A 16687-nucleotide genomic window follows, 5' to 3' on the forward strand; every position below is an offset into this window, starting at 1 on the left:
TGAAATCACCATGACGATGGATCTTATTGCTTCCCTGGCCGGTCTTGCGGCCGATAGCCCGTTACGTGCGCTTCTTGCGCGGCGCGAAGACATCATGGACCTCACCGAAAAGAGTCGTCAGGCGGTGCTGACGCCCGCGGACCCCGGCGGCCTGTCTCATACCGTTCGAGCGCTTATCGCGGTGCGGGCGGCCGAGCGCCTCGGCGATCCTGTCCTACGGGACCACTACTTCGATCAGTTCTCGCATGGCGAAGGCGCCTATGATCTGGCGGATTTGGTCGATCCGGCAAGACGCCCGGATGATCCATGGCTCGGCGCCGTGTTCGACCATGCCGACCGGCTGACGCGCCAGCCGCGGACCGCGCGGCAGTCGGATATCGAGACCTTGCAGCGCGCCGGTGTGAGCGATGCCGATATCGTGCGGCTTGCGGAACTAGCGGCGTTTCTCGGCTACCAGGCCCGCCTTATTTCCGGCCTGCGCCTGATGGAGGCCGCGCAATGAAGCCGGCTGTCCACCACTACACGACGGATGTTCTCGACTGGCGGCCATTCGTGACGCCGGTGAAGCTCGAAGAGGCGACGCCCGCGCAGCGCGAGGCACTGAAAATAACGCCGGCGAACAAGAAGATATCGGACTACGTCCTGGTTCTGGCGCACGATCCGGAATCGCTGCTGCACCGATCGCCGTTGTTCAACGCGATCATGTATGGCCGCGACGGTCTCGACCGCGGCGGCCGCGAACTGGGCGCGATCGGATCGTCAATCGTCAATCGCTGCGTGTACTGCATCGCCGTGCATGCGCGGCACTACAATCAGGCGACGAAGACGACGGCAGTCGTCGAAGAAATCTTTGCAAAGGAACTCGATGCGACGCTGCCGGACAGGGAGCAGTCGATCTTCGATTTTTCGTCGAAACTGTCGGCTTTCCCGCCGGCCGCGTCGGCGGACGACGTTGCGAGGTTGAGGGACAAGGGCCTTACTCCGCTGGAAACCCTCGACCTCATCCTTTCGGCGGCGATCTTTGGCTGGGCCAACCGCCTCATGCACACGCTTGGCGAGCCGATTCCGGCGGGCTAAGCGGTCTCAGGGATTATTCGGCGAGTTCCAGAGGCGTATAGACACGCTCGGCGGCGTCGTAGACCGCAACCTGAATTACCGGATAGCGTTCCTTGAGACTGCGACCCGCGGTCACTGCTTCTTCGGAGCTGTCGTATCGGGTCTTCAGTTTGCCGTCGATTTGCAAGACAAAGCCGTCGCTCGGCATCACGTTTGCACGCAGATTGACCGGCTTCTTGGTTTCATCCGTCTTCACGTCGTGGCTTTTTGCCGGTTGGGCGATTGCGATTTTAGCCATGGGGTTTTCCTTATTGTTGTGAGGTTAGAGCCGAGGGCTTTTGCCCCGCGGCTCACAAATCAGGCGGCCACCATCTCATCGACTTTCGCCGCGGCCGATTTGAAGGTCGCGTGTGTGATGGAGACGGCGGTGCCGGCCGAGCCGCTGTCGATTTCCACGACAGCGTCGAGTTGTCTGGTGAGCGCCTTGACAAGGCTGGTGCCGAGCCCGGGCTTGGTGTCGCTGGCAACGACGTCCGGCTTGCCGGTGCCGTTGTCGGCAACCGTCAGTCGCCAGTCCGTTCCCGAGACCTTATACGAAACGACGATCGTCGCATTCGGCTTCTCTTCGTGGAATGCATGCTTCAAGGCATTCATGACCAGTTCGGTGACGATCAGACCCATGCTGACGGCATCGCGCGAAACTGCGGTGCCGGCATCGGCTTCGACAGTCAGCAAAATCGGCCGGGAACTGGCAATCATGGACTGGCCCAGCGTCTCGCACAGCTTGGTCAGATAACTGCCGATGTCGATGGGCTTGCCGCCGCCGGTGTCGCGCAAGTGCTGCTGCACCGCAGCCATTGACATAACCCGCTGATGCGCGTCTTCCAGTTGGAGCCGCGTCTCTTCCGACTGGACGGCCCGCGCCTTGAGCAAAAGGATGCTGGCGATGATTTGCAGGCTGTTGGCGACGCGATGCGACATCTCCTCCAGCAGCATGTCCTTCTCCACGAGAAGTTCCTGTACCTGCAGCTCGATCGCGCGACGGCTTGTAATGTCCTCGAAGGCGAGCAGTACCGTCGTGTGCTTGCCCTTTTCGTAGAAGACCTTGCGGGCGTTGAGCAGCATGACGCGGTGCCCGATCGTCGGGAATTCCCGCTCCACTTCAAATCCCTCGACAGCCTCATGAGTCGTTGAAATCATTTCCAGCAATTCGCGAAGCTCAGGAATGTCCCATTGGCCGCCGTCGACTTCATACAAAAGACAGCCGCGTACATCGGCGTGGTAGAGCTTGAAAGTTTTGTAAAAGGACCGGCTCGCGGCAATAACGCGCAGATCGTGGTCGAGTACCATGAGAGGATCGCGAACGGTGTCGACGATGGCTTGCGCGAGTGTCAGTCCGTCCTCGAGATCGACAAACAGAGCCTCGTTCGACTGGGTCGAACTGGACATGCGAACCTTTCATCCCATCAAGCGCGGGGAAGGTATTACGAATTTTAGTTAAAGGGGCAAAAACGCCCGGCGACGCGTGCTACGCGTCGAATGAATATGAACGTGCGCGCTTATTGGCCGAATGTCCAGGTAATTGCGATGTCAATGGAGAGGACGTTGCGGTTCATCGTAAAGGATTTGCCATTGGCGGACTGGGGCCGCCGAAGCGCGCAGGCGAGCCGTAGGAGCAAGTTCGTCCCGCCTGACAGCTATCGCAATCCGGCCTGATCATTCCTATCTATAGGTAGAGCCAGAAAACACGCAAGAATGAGCACCGTCGCGCGGGGTCCCGCTCGGCGCATATCGCGCAGGGAACCTCCGATGTTCAAAGCAGAAAAATTTCGCGCGAAGGCTGCGGAGAGCGCCGAATCCCTCAAACGTACTGCCGTTCCCAGCGAAATACGTGAGCTCCAACGATCGAAGAAGAGCTTCAATGCGCTGGCGGACAATGAGGAATGGCTCGAGAACAATTACGACAAGATGCTTCATTCGACCGATAACCGCGGGCAGTACGACGCCAGCGGATTGCCCGTTGCGCCCGAACCGGTCGCGGAAACCGAAGAGAAGATCCTTCGATGTCTCGGCGCCGCTGTCATCATGCAGTGGAAAGCGATACCGACGAGACTGCAGCGCGAACTCTTCGATACCGCCGGGTCAATGGGAGACCTGCTGAACTCAGTCGAGCTCAGAGGTCAAATCGCCCGTTTTCTGCATAAGAAAAAGGATCGCGAGGGTCCTCTGGACCGGAATTCAATACCACCCAAGACGGAAGGAACGCCGCATGCATAAATTTCAAATCGGACAGACTGTCGAGCTCGACGTCGGGGTCCTTCGATCGTCAGCTCCGGGCGCCTACGAAATTCGCCAGCTTATTCCTGCGTCGGACCGGGATCCGGAAGATCCTTGTTATCGCATCAAGAGCATCGCCGAAGCGCACGAGCGGTCCGCCCGTCAAAGTGAGCTGACCCTTTCAGGGCGCGCGTTCGCTTAGACCATCAGTATCTCTCGGGCCGCTTGGTCCACGCTGCAAGTCGCGCTCGTGATTGCGCAAAGCACCGGGTCACGGCCTTAAGGAAGGCTGACAATCACGATTGTAACGGGAGTGAGCCCCGAGAAGCCCAGTTTCCGGGCTGTGGCGGGCATGAGGTCAATGATGCGGCCCCGGACAAAGGGCCCTCGATCGTTGATCCGAACGATCACGGATTTCCCGTTTGCCCGGTTTGTCACTCGAACCATCGTTCCGAACGCTATGGATCGGTGCGCGGCGGACGCCCCGCCCGGACGTGCTTTCTCACCACTCGCAGTCAGACCGCCGGCATAGGTGGATGCAATTCCCGATTCGGATGTGGCTCCTCCAATCAGTCCTGTCATCAATAAACGAAGTGTGACAAGCGGCAGCGCTAATAGCGTCTCATGCGGTGCTAGAAGTTCGAGGCGGGTCAGCGGGCGGGTCGTCTCATGCCTGACGATCGCGGCGACCTGGTCCCGTTGGTCCAGCGATGCGGATTGGCTTTCGGCCGATGCCGTTTGGGCAGTCGTTGCAGAGAGGAATTGGAGAACGGCGGCGCTTATGAAAAGCATTCGCATGAGATGTCCTCACGCGCGTGCCTCGCTCCCAAATAAAGCAGCGCTGTATAGGTTCATTTTAGCGAGTATTGTAGCTTAGGAAGCGGATACCCTTGTTAGGTCTCGGTGAATGCCGATGCTTTGATCTTTATCAAGGTCCTCTGGCCATTGTTCGTGCGCCCCGATGCCTTTCTGACATGATTTGGGGCCGCGAAATGCTCGCTGCCAGGGCGGACATTTCGCCATGATTTTCGAGGTTTGCCGGTATCATCGCCTTCTTTGCGCCTTGGGTGCCATGAGCCTATCGCCTGCCTGGAAATTGCGATAATCTATGAAGCCTTGGTCATCCAGGGTGTCGCAAAAACGGGAGTTAAGCGTGCCAACAGGTACCGTTAAATGGTTCAATCCCACTAAAGGATACGGCTTCGTACAGCCCCAGTCTGGCGGAAAAGATGTGTTCGTTCACATCTCGGCCGTCGAACGCGCAGGCTTGAGCACCCTCAATGAGGGCGCGGTGATCGAATATGAGGTGGTCACCAATAAAGGCAAGGAATCGGCTGAAAACATCAAGGTGAAATAGCGAAGCGTCCGTTCCAGGCCCGGTCTCGTTCGCGGGGTCATGGAACGGCGGTCTTCTGCCATTTCTCGAGAGAGTTCCTGCTGTTCTCTGTTGGCAGGGACTTGCGCGTGAAACCGGTCCGAGCATGACCGCGCCCGCGAGCAGTAGATCTGCGCTGCTCAAGGGCTACTGACGCGAAGCCATCATCGAGGGGCCGTACGTAGCCGGCTTGCCGCCCGGGCGCGCTCCTCGATGGCCTGCCACGCGCCTTCCCTGATCGCGGCTGCTGGGGCGATCCATGAGCCGCCGACCGTAATGACATTCCGGTGCGCCAGCCATTCGGCCGCATTGGCTTCGCCGATGCCTCCGGTCGGACAGAAACCGACGGATGGGAAGGGGCCGGTGAGCGCATTCAAGGCCGCGAGACCGCCGGCCGGCACTGCCGGAAAGAACTTTACGGTGTCGAAGCCCGCGGTCACGCACGCGGTGAGCTCGGACGCCGTCTGGATGCCCGGAGTATAGGGCAGAGCCCCAGTGGCGGCGGCGCGCAATAAATCCGGCGTATAGCCAGGGCTGATGGCGAAGGCGGCACCGATCTCGGCGGAACGCGCGAGATCGGCCGGAGTCAGCACGGTGCCGATTCCAACAACCGCATCCGGCACCTCGGCGATGATTGCCGCGGCCGCATCGACGGCTGCGTCGGTGCGCAGCGTGATCTCGATGGTGCGGAGGCCGCCGCGCACCAGCGCGCGTGCCAGCGGCACGGCGTCGGCGGCTCGCTCGATGGTTATGACGGGCACGACGGGCGCCAGCGCCAGCAGCTCCCTGGCACGCTTGGACGAGGCGTTTGTGGTCATGCGTTCTTCTCCGGCAACAGATTGAACAAGACACAGTCGGCGGTGTGGCTGTTCAGCGCGAACGCAATGTTGGTCAGCACCGCGACGCGCACCAGCGCCTTGACGTCGACGTCGTGCGGATGGGCCGACAATGGATCAATGAAGAAGATCAGCGCGTCCACTTTACTTTCGACGATCCGCGCGCCGATCTGCTGATCGCCGCCCAGCGGTCCGCTGAGCAGGCGTTCGACCTTGAGCGAGGGGCAGCGCCGGGTGAGTTGCAGGCCGGTGTTGCCGGTGGCGACGAGCTCGCAGCGCGCCAACCGCGCCTCGTGGGCATGCGCCCAGTTCGCCATTTCATCTTTCTTCGCGTCGTGAGCGATGAGGGCGATGCGGAGCCTGTCAGCCATGCCGGCGGCGCTCCTGCAAATGGGCCCGCACGCGCTCAGCCGTCGGGATCGGCGTGACCGCGCCATAGCCCTCGGTCGAGAGCGCGGCCGCTGCGGCCGCGTAGTGCCCGGCGGCTTCGATGGCGTCGCCGGTGACGATGCGGGCAATGAAGGCGCCGGCAAAGGTGTCCCCTGCGCCGGTCGCATCGACGGCGCGGCACGGATACGGCGCAATGCGCACGCGCCGGCTGGCGTCGGCGACCAGCGCGCCGTCGGCGCCGAGCTTCAGCGCCACGATCCCGGCGCCGGCCTTCAGGCAGCGATCGACGATGTCGTCGGCCGCGCGCAGATCGGACAGTTGCACGACGTCGTCATAGCTGGGCAGGCAGATGTCGGCGAGCGCGATGAAATCCCAGATCACGGCGCGGGCGCGCCCGAGCGGCCACAGCTTGCGCCGCAGATTAGTGTCGAACGACACCTTGACGCCCTTGGCGCGCGCATGCTCGGCGGCCTGGTAGCAGGCGTCGCAGGCCGATGTGGAGATGCCGAGCGAAATGCCGGACAGGTGCAGCACTTTCGCCTTGGCGATGGCATCGCGCGGCAGGTCGCCGGCCGAATAGCGGCTCGCGGCCGAACCGGTGCGACAGAAGTCGAACTGATGGCCCTTGTCGCTGTGGCTGACGAAGTAGACGCCGGTCGGCGCGTCCGGCGTGGTCAGCACGTAACGATCATCGACGCCTTCGGCCTTCCACATCGCGCGCAGCAGTGCGCCGTTGGAGTCGGCGCCGACGGCGGAGATATAGCCGGCGCGCGCGCCCTGGCGAGCCGCGGCGACGGCGAAGTTCGAGGTGTCGCCGCCACAGCCGCGCAGAAAGGTGGAACCGTCGCCCTCGCGGGTCTGATTGAACTCCACCATGGGCTCGCCCATGGACAGGATGTCGATCGTTTCGCTCATCGGCCTGTCTGACTATGCAGCGGCGCAGACCGCCGCGCCGCCTCTATATCAGGGGCGCCGGGGGCGACCCATCCCTTTTTGCGCGGGGGGCGGGCTGCAGACAGGTCAGGAATTGAGGATCAGTTCCGCGGCCCTGGCGCCCACCATCATCGCCGGCGCGTTGGTGTTGCCCGAGGGCACGGTCGGGAAGATCGAGGCATCGGCGACGCGCAAGCCTTCGACGCCGTAAACCCGCAGCGCCGGATCGACGACGCAATCCGCCGGGTCGACGCCCATGCGGCACGTGCCGCTCGGATGAAACACCGAATAGGCGCGCTGCCGGATATCGTCGAGCAATTCGGCATCGGAATGCCGAGCCGCGCCGGGCGCCAGCTCTTCCCTGACGAGATCGTTGAAGGTCGGCGTCCGCGCCAGCGCGCACAGAAAGCGCGCACCCGACAGCAACGTGTCGACGTCGTCCTGATGCGACAGATAATTCGGCGCGATCTCCGGCGCCACGGTCGGATCGGCCGAGCGGATGGCGACATGGCCGCGGCTCTTCGGCTGGCATGGTGATACGCTGGTCGAGAAGCCGGAGAACGGATCGGGCTTCATCAGCGCGCGCACGCGCGGCGGCGCCTTGGTGTAGCTCAGTGGCGAGAAGTAGAGCTGGATATCGGGTCGCGCCAGTTCCGGTCGCGAACGATAGAAGCCGCCACCCTGGTTCACGCTCAGCGACAGCGGGCCGCGGCGGCCCAGCAGATAGGCCAAGCCGACGCGCAGTTTGCCGGCGAGCGGCAACAGATCGTCGTTCAGGCTCGGCCGCGTCGATTTGTAGACGTGGTCGTAGCAGAGGTGGTCCTGGAAATTCCGACCGACGGCAGGACTGTCGCTGATGACGTCGATGCCGTGCTCACGAAGCAAGGCACCGGGGCCGATGCCGGAAAGCTGCAAGAGCTGCGGCGAATTGAACGCGCCGCCGCAGAGAATGATCTCCGCGTTGGCGTGAAAGGTTTTCACTTCGCCATGTTGCCGGCATTCGACGCCGACCGCGCGGCGGCCGTCGAATAGAATGCGCGTCACCAATGTTTCTGCTTCGACGCGCACCCGCCCGGTGCGCATCGCCGGGCGCAGGAAGGCGCGCGCCGCGGATTCGCGAATGCCGCGACGGGTCGTAATCTGATAGGTGCCGACGCCTTCGGTCGTCGCGCCATTGAGATCGGGATTGAACGAAAGGCCCACTTCGGCGCCGGCCTTGATGAACAGCGCTGTGAGCGGATGCGCCGTCGACGCGATATCGGTGATATGCAGCGGGCCGCCCGCGCCGTGCCATTCGGATGCGCCGAGGTCATGATCCTCGATGCGGCGATACAGGCGCAATACATCCGGCCAGCCCCAGCCGCGGTTGCCCAGCGCTTCCCAGCCGTCATAGTCCTCGGCCTGGCCACGCGAATAAACCATGGCGTTGATGGCGCTCGAGCCGCCGACGACCTTGCCGCGTGGCTGATAGATGCGCCGGTTCGCCAGTCCGGGTACCGGCTCGGTTTCGTACATCCAGTTGACGGCGGGATTGTAAAACATCTTGCCGTAGCCGATCGGCAGATGCAGCCACGGGCTGCGGTCGTGCGGGCCGGCTTCGAGCACCAGGATTTTGCGCGTGCCGGCGGCCGCCAGTTGACCGGCGATCACGCAGCCGGCTGAGCCGGCGCCGATGATGATGGTGTCGAAAGAATCCAAGCCGCAATCCTCCGTCGCGTGCGCGACTTTAGGCAGGCCGGCGGCGAATGCAGAGGTCCATTCTCGCGTTAGCGTCGGACCAGTACCGGCTGACGGTCATGAGGGCTTGCAAGTCATGCCGACTTGGCGCGGACCGCCGGCGAGAGATCGGCGAACACGTCCTTGAGCGCAGCGATCCCGGTCTCGATCTGTGCCGGGGAGAAGCCGCTGAAGCCGAGAGCGAAACCCTGGCGGTCGTTGGGCGCGATACAGAAACGCCCGATCGGCGTCAGGGTCAGGCCGCGCTCAGCGGCACGCTGGGCGATCATCTCGGCATTCAGGCCCGGTGCGAGATAGGCCACGGTGTGCATGCCTGTAGTCGAAGGCCTGATGTCGAGATAATCGCCGAGATGTTTCCGCACGCCCTGATAAAGCGCCTGGTAGTGCTCGTGATAGGCCTTGCGCATCCGGCGAATATGCGTGGCGAAATGCCCTTCAACGATGAAGTCGGCGACGATGGCCTGGATCGCGGTGGGCACGCCCGGCAAGAACGCTTCGAGGCTGGTCCGGAAATGCTCCATCAGCGCCGGCGGCGCCAGGATGAAGCCGAGGCGCAGCGACGGAAACAACGACTTTGAAAACGAGCCGACATAAATGACGCGGCCCGCCTGATCCATACTCTGCAAGGTCGGCATCGGCATGCCGGAAAAACAGAACTCGCCATCCCAATCGTCTTCGATGATCCAGGCGCCGTTGTTCTGCGCGGCGGCGAGCAGCGCGACGCGGCGCTCCAGCGACATGCTGACGCCGAGCGGTTGCTGGTGCGACGGCGTCACGAAGGCGAGCCGGAAGTCGGGCGCCTTGCGCAGCGCGTCATCGACGTCGAGCCCATCGTCATCGACGCGCACCGGCACCAGATCGGCGCCGGAGACGACGAAGCTGTTGCGGGCGCCAATCGCGCCGGGATCCTCGAACCAGACCTTGTCGCCGGGATCGATCAATGTCGAGGCGATAAGCTGAAATGCCTGCTGCGCACCGGCGACGATGAAGATCTGCTGCCAGTCGCAGCGGATGCCGCGGTTGATTCGCAGATGATCGGCGATCGCCTTTCGCAGCAAGTCATGACCGTGCGGGTCCGGATAACCGAGCACATCCTTGCGTGCCTCGCGCCAGTGCTTGCCGGACAGCCGCGCCCATTGCGCCATCGGGAAGGCGTCGTAAGCGGGAATAGCGGTGGTGAAGGCGCGCGGTTCATGCACCAGCCGCGGCACGAAGCGGCTCGACGCGGACGTCATGGATTGCGCCAGGCGTGCGCTCTTTTCCGACACCACGGGCTTTTGCGTCGCGACCGGCAGCCGCTCATGCTTGAGCGCTTCGCTGACATAGGTGCCGGCGCCGACGCGTGACTCGATCAGGCCCTCGGCGGCCAACTGGTCGAAGCATTCGACGATGGTGGCGCGCGCCACATTGAGTTCGTTGGCCAAGGTCCGCGTCGAGGGTAACCGCCCGCCGGCCTTGAGCGAACCGGACAGGATGAACTCGCGCAGATGCGCGCAGATTTGAACGCTCAGGCCGTGCGAGGCCTCGCGATCGATGGCGATCGACTGCAGCAATGCGCCTCCCGCCCGCTTGACCACTCAGTCTCCCCACGTCGCATGTTGCCGGAATAGGCCACCTTGTCCCGCGCCAAGCGGAGTGGCCTTCTTATTCGGTCAGAATGGACCTTAAGAGCAGACCATTTCAACTCTAAAAGTTGGAGAACGACGGACAAGAGTGCTGGGCCCTCGGCCCGGGCATCGCTTCCGCCGCCTGTAGGTTGAATGGCGAAGCCGATGAAAATCACGAAGCTCGAGACGTTTTCGAATACCTCTGTCGGTTTCGTGCGGGCCACAACGGAAAGTGGGGCGCAAGGGTGGGGGCAATTCTCGCCCTACAATGCTGACATCACGGCAGCAGTCTTTCACCGCCAGATCGCGCCATATTCACTGGGCGCCGACGCTTTCGACATCGCCCATCTGGTCGCGACCATTCCGGAGCGCGAACACAAGTTTCCGGGCTCGTATCTGTTCCGGGCGCTGACCGGGCTCGATACCGCGCTTTGGGATCTGCGCGGCCGCATCGAGAACAAGAGCGTCTGCGAACTTCTCGGCGGCACGCCGCGGCCGTTTCCGGTCTACGCGTCGAGCATGAAGCGCGGCGAGATCACGCCCGAGGCCGAGGCGGAGCGGCTCAAACGGCTGCAGGGCGAATTCGGCTACACCGCATTCAAGTTTCGCGTCGGCAAGGAATGCGGCCACGACATCGACGAATGGCCGGGGCGCACCGACGCCATCGTGCCGCAGGTGCGTGCCGCCCTCGGCGACGAGGCGCGGCTGCTGGTCGATGGCAACAGCGCCTATACGCCGGCCAAGGCCATCGAAGTCGGTCACATGCTGCAGGATTACGGCGTCATCCATTTCGAAGAGCCGTGTCCCTATTGGGAGCACGGCTGGACGTCGGAGGTCAGGCAGGCGCTGAGCCTCGACGTGACGGGCGGCGAACAGGACTGCGATCTGACGCTGTGGCGCTACATCATCGACAACAAGGTCGTCGATGTCGTCCAGCCCGACGTTTGCTACCTCGGCGGCGTGACGCGGATGTTGAAGGTGGCGCGCTGGGCCGAAGCTGCCGGGCTGCCGTTCACGCCGCACTCGGCCAATCAGTCGCTGGTCACTGCGTTCACACTGCACATCATGGGCGCGATCCCGAACGGCGGACCCTATGTGGAATTCTCCATCGAGGGCTACGATTACTACCCGTGGGAGGAGGGGCTGCTGCTCAACCCGCTGCGGGCCAAAGACGGCATGGTGGAAATCCCGGCCGGTCCGGGCTGGGGCCTCGAAATCAACCCGGCCTGGCTTGACGCCGCGGAATACACCGTGAGCGAACTGCCATGAGCGGTCCGGCTGACGCCCTGGTCGCGGAGGTCATGACGACCGGCACGCTCACCGGGCTGCCGCAGGGCCATTACATCGGCGGCCGCTTCGTCCCGGGGCTGTCCGGCAACACGATGGAGAGCTTCGACCCGGGCCGCGGGCGGGCTTTCGCGCGATTTGCCGCTGGCGACGCCGCCGACGTCGACGCCGCCGTCGCCGCCGCCAGGACCGCGCTCTGCGGTCCGTGGCGACAGATGGGGCCGGCCGAGCGCGGCCGCATCCTTGCCAGGGCCGCCAGCCTGCTGCGCGAGCGCGCCGCGCGCTTCGCCGTGGTGGAGAGCCTCGACAGCGGCAAGCGCCTCACCGAGGCCGAGGGCGACCTGCGCGGCGTGGCGCGGGCGTTCGAGTATTACGCCGGCGCCGCCGACAAGCTGCATGGCGACAGCCTGCCGCTCGGCCGCAACTATGTCGGCTTCACCACTGAGGAGCCGATCGGCGTCGCCGCCCAGATCATCCCCTGGAACTATCCGCTGTCGACTGTGGCCCGTGGTATTGCGCCCGCCCTGGCGGCCGGCTGCACGGTGGTCGCCAAGCCCGCCGAGCAGACGCCGTTCACCGCCCTGATGCTCGCCGAGCTGCTGCACGAGGCGGGCCTGCCCGACGGCGTGCTGAATGTGGTCACCGGGACGGGCGCCCAGGCCGGCGCGCCGCTGGTCGCCCATCCGGGCATCGATCACATCACCTTTACCGGCTCCGTCGCGACGGGGACGGCGGTCATGCGCGCGGCGGCCCAGCACGTGACGCGGTTGGTTCTCGAGTTGGGCGGCAAGTCGCCGCTGGTCGTGCTCGCCGACTGCGACATGGACGCCGCCGTCAACGGCGTGATCGAGGCGATCTACGAGAACGCCGGCCAGATCTGCTCGGCCGGATCGCGCCTCGTTCTCGACCGCGCCATCGCCGTCGCCTTCATGAGCCGGCTCACGACGCGGGTGAAGGGCCTGCGGATCGGCCACGGCCTGACGAATCCCGATCTCGGCCCCGTCAACTCGCTGCGGCAACTCGAGACCATCGACGGTCATGTCCGGCGCGCGGTCGCCGCGGGCAATCGCGTCTATGCGGGCGCTGCGATCGCAAAACCCGAGGCCGGCGGTAGCGGCTGGTTCTACGAGCCGACCATCATCGAAGCGCGCGGTGCGGACGATCCTCTCGTCCAGGAAGAGATCTTCGGTCCGGTGCTGGCGGTGCAGATCGTCGATGGCGCGGACGAAGCGCTGGCGGCGGCGAACGCGACGTCCTACGCCCTCGTCGCCGGCATCTATTCGAAGAACATCACCGACGCATTGCGCTTCGCCCGCGATGTCGATGCCGGGCAGGTGTTCATCAATGAATGGTTCGCCGGTGGTATCGAGGTCCCGTTCGGCGGCAACCGGAAATCCGGCTTCGGCCGGGAAAAGGGCATGGCGGGACTGCGCAGCTATTGCAAACTGAAAAGCGTCGTCGCACGGATCTGATGACAATAGGACCGGTACACGTGAACGCAGCACTCTTCACCGATGATTTCAAACCAGCGCCCTACTGGTGGGATCATGTGCCGCGGCCCGAGCTGGCAACCAAGACTCCTCCGGCGCGCGCCGATGTCGTCGTCATCGGCTCCGGCTACACCGGGCTGCACGCCGCGCTGCAGACGGCGCGGGCCGGGCGCCATACCGTCGTGATCGATGCCGAGGCGGCGGGCTTCGGCTGCAGCACCCGCAATGGCGGGCAGATCTCGACCAGCATCAAGCCATCCTACGCCGCCCTGGCGCGCCGCCACGGGCCGCAGCGCGCGTTCGACATCGTGAAGGAGGGACAGAACTCCCTGCGCTTCATGGGCGACTTCGTTCGCGACAATCGCCTCGATTGCAATTTCGCGGTGGTCGGCCGGTTCCATGCCGCGCACAACGCGAAGCAATACGATGTGCTGGCTGCGGCGGTGAAGAACCAGCCCAAGGGGCTTGAGGTCCCGGCGCACATGGTGCCGCGCAGCGAGCAGCGCCGCGAGATCGGCTCCGACGGCTATTTCGGCGGCGCCGTGTATGAGCAGCACGCGTCGGTCGATCCGGCGCGCTATCACCAGGGGCTGCTCGACCTCGCCGCCGCTGCAGGCGTCGACATCGTCGTCTATTGTCCGGCGGTCGCGATCGAGCGCAGCGGCGACAGGTTCATCGTCAAGACGACGCGGGGCACCATCGACGCGCGCGACGTCGTCATCGCCACCAACGGCTATACCGGCGGCGTGACGCCATGGCTGAAGCGGCGCGTCATCCCCATCGGCAGTTATGTGATTGCTACGGAAATGCTCGATCGCTCACTGGTCGACGAGCTCATTCCGCAGAACCGTATCGTCAGCGATACCCGCAAGGTCGTTTACTACTATCGCGCCTCGCCGGATCGCCGCCGAATCCTTTTCGGCGGCCGCGTCTCCTTGAGCGAGACCGATCCGATGCTCAGTGGCCCCAAGCTGCATGCCGACATGGTCGGCATCTTCCCGCAGCTGGCATCGAAGAAGATCAGTCATTCCTGGTGCGGCTTTATCGCCTACACGTTCGACGAACTCATGCACATCGGCCGGCAGGACGGCATGTATTACGCCATGGGCTATTGCGGCTCGGGGGTCGGCATGGCGAGCTATTGCGGCATGCGCCTTGGGCACAAGGTGCTCGGGCTCAGTGAGGGCCGCACCGCCTTTGACGATCTGTCGTTCCAGACGCGGCCATTTTACACGGGCAATCCTTGGTTTCTGGCGCCGTCGGTCCTGTACTATCGCTGGCGTGACCGGCGCGGATGAGACGATGGCAGGTTTGCGCCGCAGCCACACGGGGAGTGGACCCCTCCTATTTCCAGACTGGCCCTTCTTTCCCGTCCGGGAATACGGACCGATAAGGCGCGGGTTTAGGATCGGCGATAAGACCAATTAAACAACGGTCGCCCCTGAAAACCCGGGCTGACATTCATGAGCAGGGTGAGGAGCACGGAATGACGATCAATCGATCCCAACTAGCCATCGCTTCATTGGCCATCTTCGCCGCCGTCGGTCTGGTCGGCGCGACCGCCGGCGCGCAGGAACTGACCGTCGTTTCGTTCGGCGGCTCGTACCAGGAAGCGCAGAGCAAGGCGCTGTTCCAGCCGGCCGCCAAGGCGCTCGGCATCAAGCTCAAGGAAGAAACCTACACCGGCATCTCGGACGCGGTCGTCAAGGTCAAGGCGGGCGCCGTGACGTGGGACGTGGTGGCGAGCGGCTCGGGCAGCGCGGCGCGCGCCGGCGCGGCTGGCTATCTGGAGAAGCTGGACTACAACGTCATCGACCGTTCGACCTTCGTGCCGAACACCGCACAGGACTATTGCGTCGGCGGCGACGTGTTCTCGACCGTGATGGCCTGGAACACCAAGACCTATGACGACAATCACCCGAAGTCGTGGGCCGACTTCTGGGACGTCAAGAAATTTCCGGGCAAGCGCTCTTACCGCAAGGGCGTGGCCGGGGCGCTTGAGCCGGCGCTGATGGCCGACGGTGTGCCGGCCGGCAAGGTCTATGAGGTGCTGTCAGCGCCGGGCGGCATCGAACGCGCCATCAAGAAGATCAAGGAGCTCAAGCCGCACATCAGCGTGTGGTGGACCTCCGGCGCGCAGCATGCGCAACTGATGAAGGATGGCGAAGTCGATATGATCACCGGCTGGAATGGTCGCTTCGACGTGGTCGCCAAGGATGGCGGCAAGGTCGCCTACACGTTCAACCAGGCACTGCTCGACTACGATTGCTACGCCATTCCGAAAGGCGCACCGCACAAGGACTTGGCGATGAAGTTCTTGAGCGAGATATCCAAGCCGCAATATCAGGCGGAATTCACCAAGTACATCACCTACGGGCCGACCAACAAGAAAGCCTACGAAATCGGCGCCATCGACGCGACCTACGCCAAGAAGCTGCCGTCGCATCCCGACAACGTGAAAGAGCAGCTTTCGATCGATCTCGACTGGTATATCAAGAACGAAGAGAAGGCCGCGGCCGCCTATCAGAATATGCTAACCGAGTAGCAAGTGCAGCCGGGGCGCGGCTCAAGGTGCCCCGGCCGACCACTTCAAGGAACAGGCGACAGTCGCTCATTTTATGGCATCCGCATCGGCACTCGACATTCATGCCCGACAGGTCACCAAATCCTACGGTGCCATCGTCGTGCTCGATCGGGTCGACCTGCATGTTCAGGCCGGCGAGTTTCTGACGCTGCTCGGCCCGTCCGGATCGGGCAAGACCACGCTGCTGATGGTGCTCGCCGGTTTTACCCGTCCCGATTCAGGCAGCATCCTGTTCGGCAGCGAGGAGGTCATCCGCCTGGCACCGCAGAAGCGCGATCTGGGGATGGTGTTCCAGAACTACGCGCTGTTTCCCCATATGAACGTGGCGGGCAATATTGCTTTCCCGCTGCGGCTGCGGAAAGTCGGCGCCGCTGAAATCGCCAAGCGCGTCGAAGCCGCGCTCGAGATGGTGCAACTCGGCGGCTACGGGACACGCGGCATTCATGAACTGTCCGGCGGCCAGCGCCAGCGCGTCGCGCTTGCGCGCGCTCTCGTCTTCGAGCCACGCATCATCCTGATGGATGAGCCGTTGTCGGCACTCGACAAGCAGTTGCGCGAACTGATGCAGCTCGAACTGCGCCGCCTGCACGAAAAACTTGGCACGACGACGATCTACGTGACGCATGATCAGCGCGAGGCGCTGACGATGTCGGACCGCATCGCCGTGATCAATAAGGGCAAGCTCGCGCAGCTCGACTCGCCGCGGCACATCTATTCCAAACCGAATAGCCGCTTCGTCGCCGAGTTCATCGGCGAGTCCACTTTCCTCAATGTGGCGGTGAGCGGCGGCGTCTGCCGTTATCGCGACACGGTTATCAAAGCCGACGCCGCGCCGGTGCGTGACGGCCGCTGCCTGTTGATGATCCGGCCCGAGCAGGTGCAGATCGTCGATGGCGCGGCGTCCGACAATATGAACTGCTTCAGCGGCCGCACCGTCGGCCGGGTATTCCAGGGCGATACGCTTCGCATCGACGTCGATCTCGGAGGCGGCGACGCGATCACGCTGCGCGTTCCGGCGAACAGCGCCGGCCTGCAGTCGGTGCCGGCGGATCGCGAGTCCATCACGCTCGGGCTGTCGGTCGCCGACACGACGCTGCTGCCGGCCGAGGATTGAG

At 63.6% G+C, this 16687-nt stretch carries 18 protein-coding genes; 10 read left to right on the top strand and 8 right to left on the bottom strand.

The annotated features are described in order from the left end of the window. Positions 1–10: 10 nt before the first annotated feature. Both ASD45_RS01625 and ASD45_RS01630 read left to right on the top strand, forming a co-directional pair. Positions 11–502 (top strand): hypothetical protein, encoded by a 492-nt coding sequence (locus ASD45_RS01625; RefSeq protein ID WP_082540584.1) that lies wholly within the window; start codon positions 11–13, stop codon positions 500–502. Then, positions 499–1077, top strand: a complete 579-nt coding sequence (locus ASD45_RS01630; RefSeq protein ID WP_056909881.1) for a peroxidase-related enzyme — start codon at positions 499–501, stop codon at positions 1075–1077. The genes ASD45_RS01625 and ASD45_RS01630 overlap by 4 nt, the downstream gene beginning before the upstream one ends. A 13-nt stretch (positions 1078–1090) precedes the next feature. On the opposite strand, the gene ASD45_RS01635 is transcribed toward ASD45_RS01630, so the two are convergent. Further along, positions 1091–1354 carry a hypothetical protein gene (locus ASD45_RS01635; protein ID WP_056909882.1) on the bottom strand — a complete coding sequence of 88 codons (264 nt, stop codon included), beginning with the start codon at positions 1352–1354 and terminating at the stop codon, positions 1091–1093. 59 nt (positions 1355–1413) lie between these two features. Continuing rightward, positions 1414–2505 carry a histidine kinase dimerization/phosphoacceptor domain -containing protein gene (locus ASD45_RS01640; protein WP_056909883.1) on the bottom strand — a complete coding sequence of 364 codons (1092 nt, stop codon included), beginning with the start codon at positions 2503–2505 and terminating at the stop codon, positions 1414–1416. A gap of 360 nt (positions 2506–2865) precedes the next feature. Here ASD45_RS01640 and ASD45_RS01645 point away from each other — a divergent pair, with 360 nt between their 5' ends. Together ASD45_RS01645 and ASD45_RS23265 are read left to right on the top strand one after the other, a co-directional pair. Further along, positions 2866–3333, top strand: a complete 468-nt coding sequence (locus tag ASD45_RS01645; RefSeq protein ID WP_200949619.1) for a hypothetical protein — start codon at positions 2866–2868, stop codon at positions 3331–3333. Further along, a complete protein-coding gene (locus ASD45_RS23265; protein ID WP_156380669.1) occupies positions 3326–3535 on the top strand; it encodes a hypothetical protein in 210 nt (69 codons plus the stop codon). The genes ASD45_RS01645 and ASD45_RS23265 overlap by 8 nt, the downstream gene beginning before the upstream one ends. Positions 3536–3612: 77 nt before the next feature. On the opposite strand, the gene ASD45_RS23945 is transcribed toward ASD45_RS23265, so the two are convergent. Continuing rightward, entirely contained in the window at positions 3613–4131 is a 519-nt protein-coding gene (locus ASD45_RS23945; protein WP_156380670.1) for a septal ring lytic transglycosylase RlpA family protein, read from the bottom strand. A 355-nt stretch (positions 4132–4486) separates the two neighbouring features. Here ASD45_RS23945 and ASD45_RS01655 point away from each other — a divergent pair, with 355 nt between their 5' ends. Next, complete coding sequence (locus tag ASD45_RS01655) at positions 4487–4690, top strand: cold-shock protein (RefSeq protein WP_156380671.1); 204 nt, start codon at positions 4487–4489, stop codon at positions 4688–4690. Between the two features lie 182 nt (positions 4691–4872). On the opposite strand, the gene eda is transcribed toward ASD45_RS01655, so the two are convergent. From eda to ASD45_RS01680, 5 genes are all read right to left on the bottom strand, one after another. After that, a complete protein-coding gene (eda, locus tag ASD45_RS01660; protein ID WP_056909885.1) occupies positions 4873–5526 on the bottom strand; it encodes a bifunctional 4-hydroxy-2-oxoglutarate aldolase/2-dehydro-3-deoxy-phosphogluconate aldolase in 654 nt (217 codons plus the stop codon). Continuing rightward, entirely contained in the window at positions 5523–5915 is a 393-nt protein-coding gene (locus ASD45_RS01665; RefSeq protein WP_056909886.1) for a methylglyoxal synthase, read from the bottom strand. Before ASD45_RS01665 ends, eda begins: the two co-directional genes overlap by 4 nt. After that, a complete protein-coding gene (locus tag ASD45_RS01670; protein WP_056909887.1) occupies positions 5908–6849 on the bottom strand; it encodes a sugar kinase in 942 nt (313 codons plus the stop codon). Before ASD45_RS01670 ends, ASD45_RS01665 begins: the two co-directional genes overlap by 8 nt. 105 nt (positions 6850–6954) lie before the next feature. Continuing rightward, positions 6955–8565 (bottom strand): GMC family oxidoreductase N-terminal domain-containing protein, encoded by a 1611-nt coding sequence (locus tag ASD45_RS01675; RefSeq protein ID WP_056909888.1) that lies wholly within the window; start codon positions 8563–8565, stop codon positions 6955–6957. 113 nt (positions 8566–8678) lie between these two features. Continuing rightward, complete coding sequence (locus ASD45_RS01680) at positions 8679–10157, bottom strand: PLP-dependent aminotransferase family protein (RefSeq protein ID WP_244485167.1); 1479 nt, start codon at positions 10155–10157, stop codon at positions 8679–8681. A 219-nt stretch (positions 10158–10376) separates the two neighbouring features. On the opposite strand from ASD45_RS01680, the gene ASD45_RS01685 reads away from it, so the two are divergent. From ASD45_RS01685 to ASD45_RS01705, 5 genes are all read left to right on the top strand, one after another. Beyond that, on the top strand, positions 10377–11480 hold the full coding sequence (locus ASD45_RS01685; RefSeq protein WP_056912537.1) for a mandelate racemase/muconate lactonizing enzyme family protein: 1104 nt from the start codon (positions 10377–10379) through the stop codon (positions 11478–11480). Then, positions 11477–12970 carry an aldehyde dehydrogenase family protein gene (locus ASD45_RS01690; protein WP_056909890.1) on the top strand — a complete coding sequence of 498 codons (1494 nt, stop codon included), beginning with the start codon at positions 11477–11479 and terminating at the stop codon, positions 12968–12970. Before ASD45_RS01685 ends, ASD45_RS01690 begins: the two co-directional genes overlap by 4 nt. A gap of 20 nt (positions 12971–12990) precedes the next feature. Further along, positions 12991–14286: an FAD-binding oxidoreductase gene (locus ASD45_RS01695; RefSeq protein WP_244485169.1), complete on the top strand. Its 1296-nt coding sequence runs from the start codon at positions 12991–12993 to the stop codon at positions 14284–14286. Positions 14287–14474: 188 nt separating this feature from the next. Continuing rightward, positions 14475–15533 (top strand): ABC transporter substrate-binding protein, encoded by a 1059-nt coding sequence (locus ASD45_RS01700; protein WP_056909892.1) that lies wholly within the window; start codon positions 14475–14477, stop codon positions 15531–15533. A 73-nt stretch (positions 15534–15606) separates the two neighbouring features. Continuing rightward, positions 15607–16686, top strand: coding sequence for an ABC transporter ATP-binding protein (locus ASD45_RS01705; protein WP_056909893.1), 1080 nt, complete (start codon positions 15607–15609; stop codon positions 16684–16686). Position 16687 lies beyond the last annotated feature (1 nt).

It is taken from the genome of Pseudolabrys sp. Root1462 (assembly GCF_001426945.1).
Classification (GTDB): Bacteria; Pseudomonadota; Alphaproteobacteria; order Rhizobiales; family Xanthobacteraceae; genus Pseudolabrys.

What these genes read in the sequence shown, in the direction of transcription:
- ASD45_RS01625 (WP_082540584.1), top strand. Translation starts at nt 11, where the DNA reads ATGACGATGGATCTTATTGCTTCCCTGGCCGGTCTTGCGGCCGATAGC.
- ASD45_RS01630 (WP_056909881.1), top strand. Translation starts at nt 499, where the DNA reads ATGAAGCCGGCTGTCCACCACTACACGACGGATGTTCTCGACTGGCGG.
- ASD45_RS01635 (WP_056909882.1), bottom strand. Translation starts at nt 1,354, where the DNA reads ATGGCTAAAATCGCAATCGCCCAACCGGCAAAAAGCCACGACGTGAAG.
- ASD45_RS01640 (WP_056909883.1), bottom strand. Translation starts at nt 2,505, where the DNA reads ATGTCCAGTTCGACCCAGTCGAACGAGGCTCTGTTTGTCGATCTCGAG.
- ASD45_RS01645 (WP_200949619.1), top strand. Translation starts at nt 2,866, where the DNA reads ATGTTCAAAGCAGAAAAATTTCGCGCGAAGGCTGCGGAGAGCGCCGAA.
- ASD45_RS23265 (WP_156380669.1), top strand. Translation starts at nt 3,326, where the DNA reads ATGCATAAATTTCAAATCGGACAGACTGTCGAGCTCGACGTCGGGGTC.
- ASD45_RS23945 (WP_156380670.1), bottom strand. Translation starts at nt 4,131, where the DNA reads ATGCGAATGCTTTTCATAAGCGCCGCCGTTCTCCAATTCCTCTCTGCA.
- eda (WP_056909885.1), bottom strand. Translation starts at nt 5,526, where the DNA reads ATGACCACAAACGCCTCGTCCAAGCGTGCCAGGGAGCTGCTGGCGCTG.
- ASD45_RS01665 (WP_056909886.1), bottom strand. Translation starts at nt 5,915, where the DNA reads ATGGCTGACAGGCTCCGCATCGCCCTCATCGCTCACGACGCGAAGAAA.
- ASD45_RS01670 (WP_056909887.1), bottom strand. Translation starts at nt 6,849, where the DNA reads ATGAGCGAAACGATCGACATCCTGTCCATGGGCGAGCCCATGGTGGAG.
- ASD45_RS01685 (WP_056912537.1), top strand. Translation starts at nt 10,377, where the DNA reads ATGAAAATCACGAAGCTCGAGACGTTTTCGAATACCTCTGTCGGTTTC.
- ASD45_RS01690 (WP_056909890.1), top strand. Translation starts at nt 11,477, where the DNA reads ATGAGCGGTCCGGCTGACGCCCTGGTCGCGGAGGTCATGACGACCGGC.
- ASD45_RS01700 (WP_056909892.1), top strand. Translation starts at nt 14,475, where the DNA reads ATGACGATCAATCGATCCCAACTAGCCATCGCTTCATTGGCCATCTTC.
- ASD45_RS01705 (WP_056909893.1), top strand. Translation starts at nt 15,607, where the DNA reads ATGGCATCCGCATCGGCACTCGACATTCATGCCCGACAGGTCACCAAA.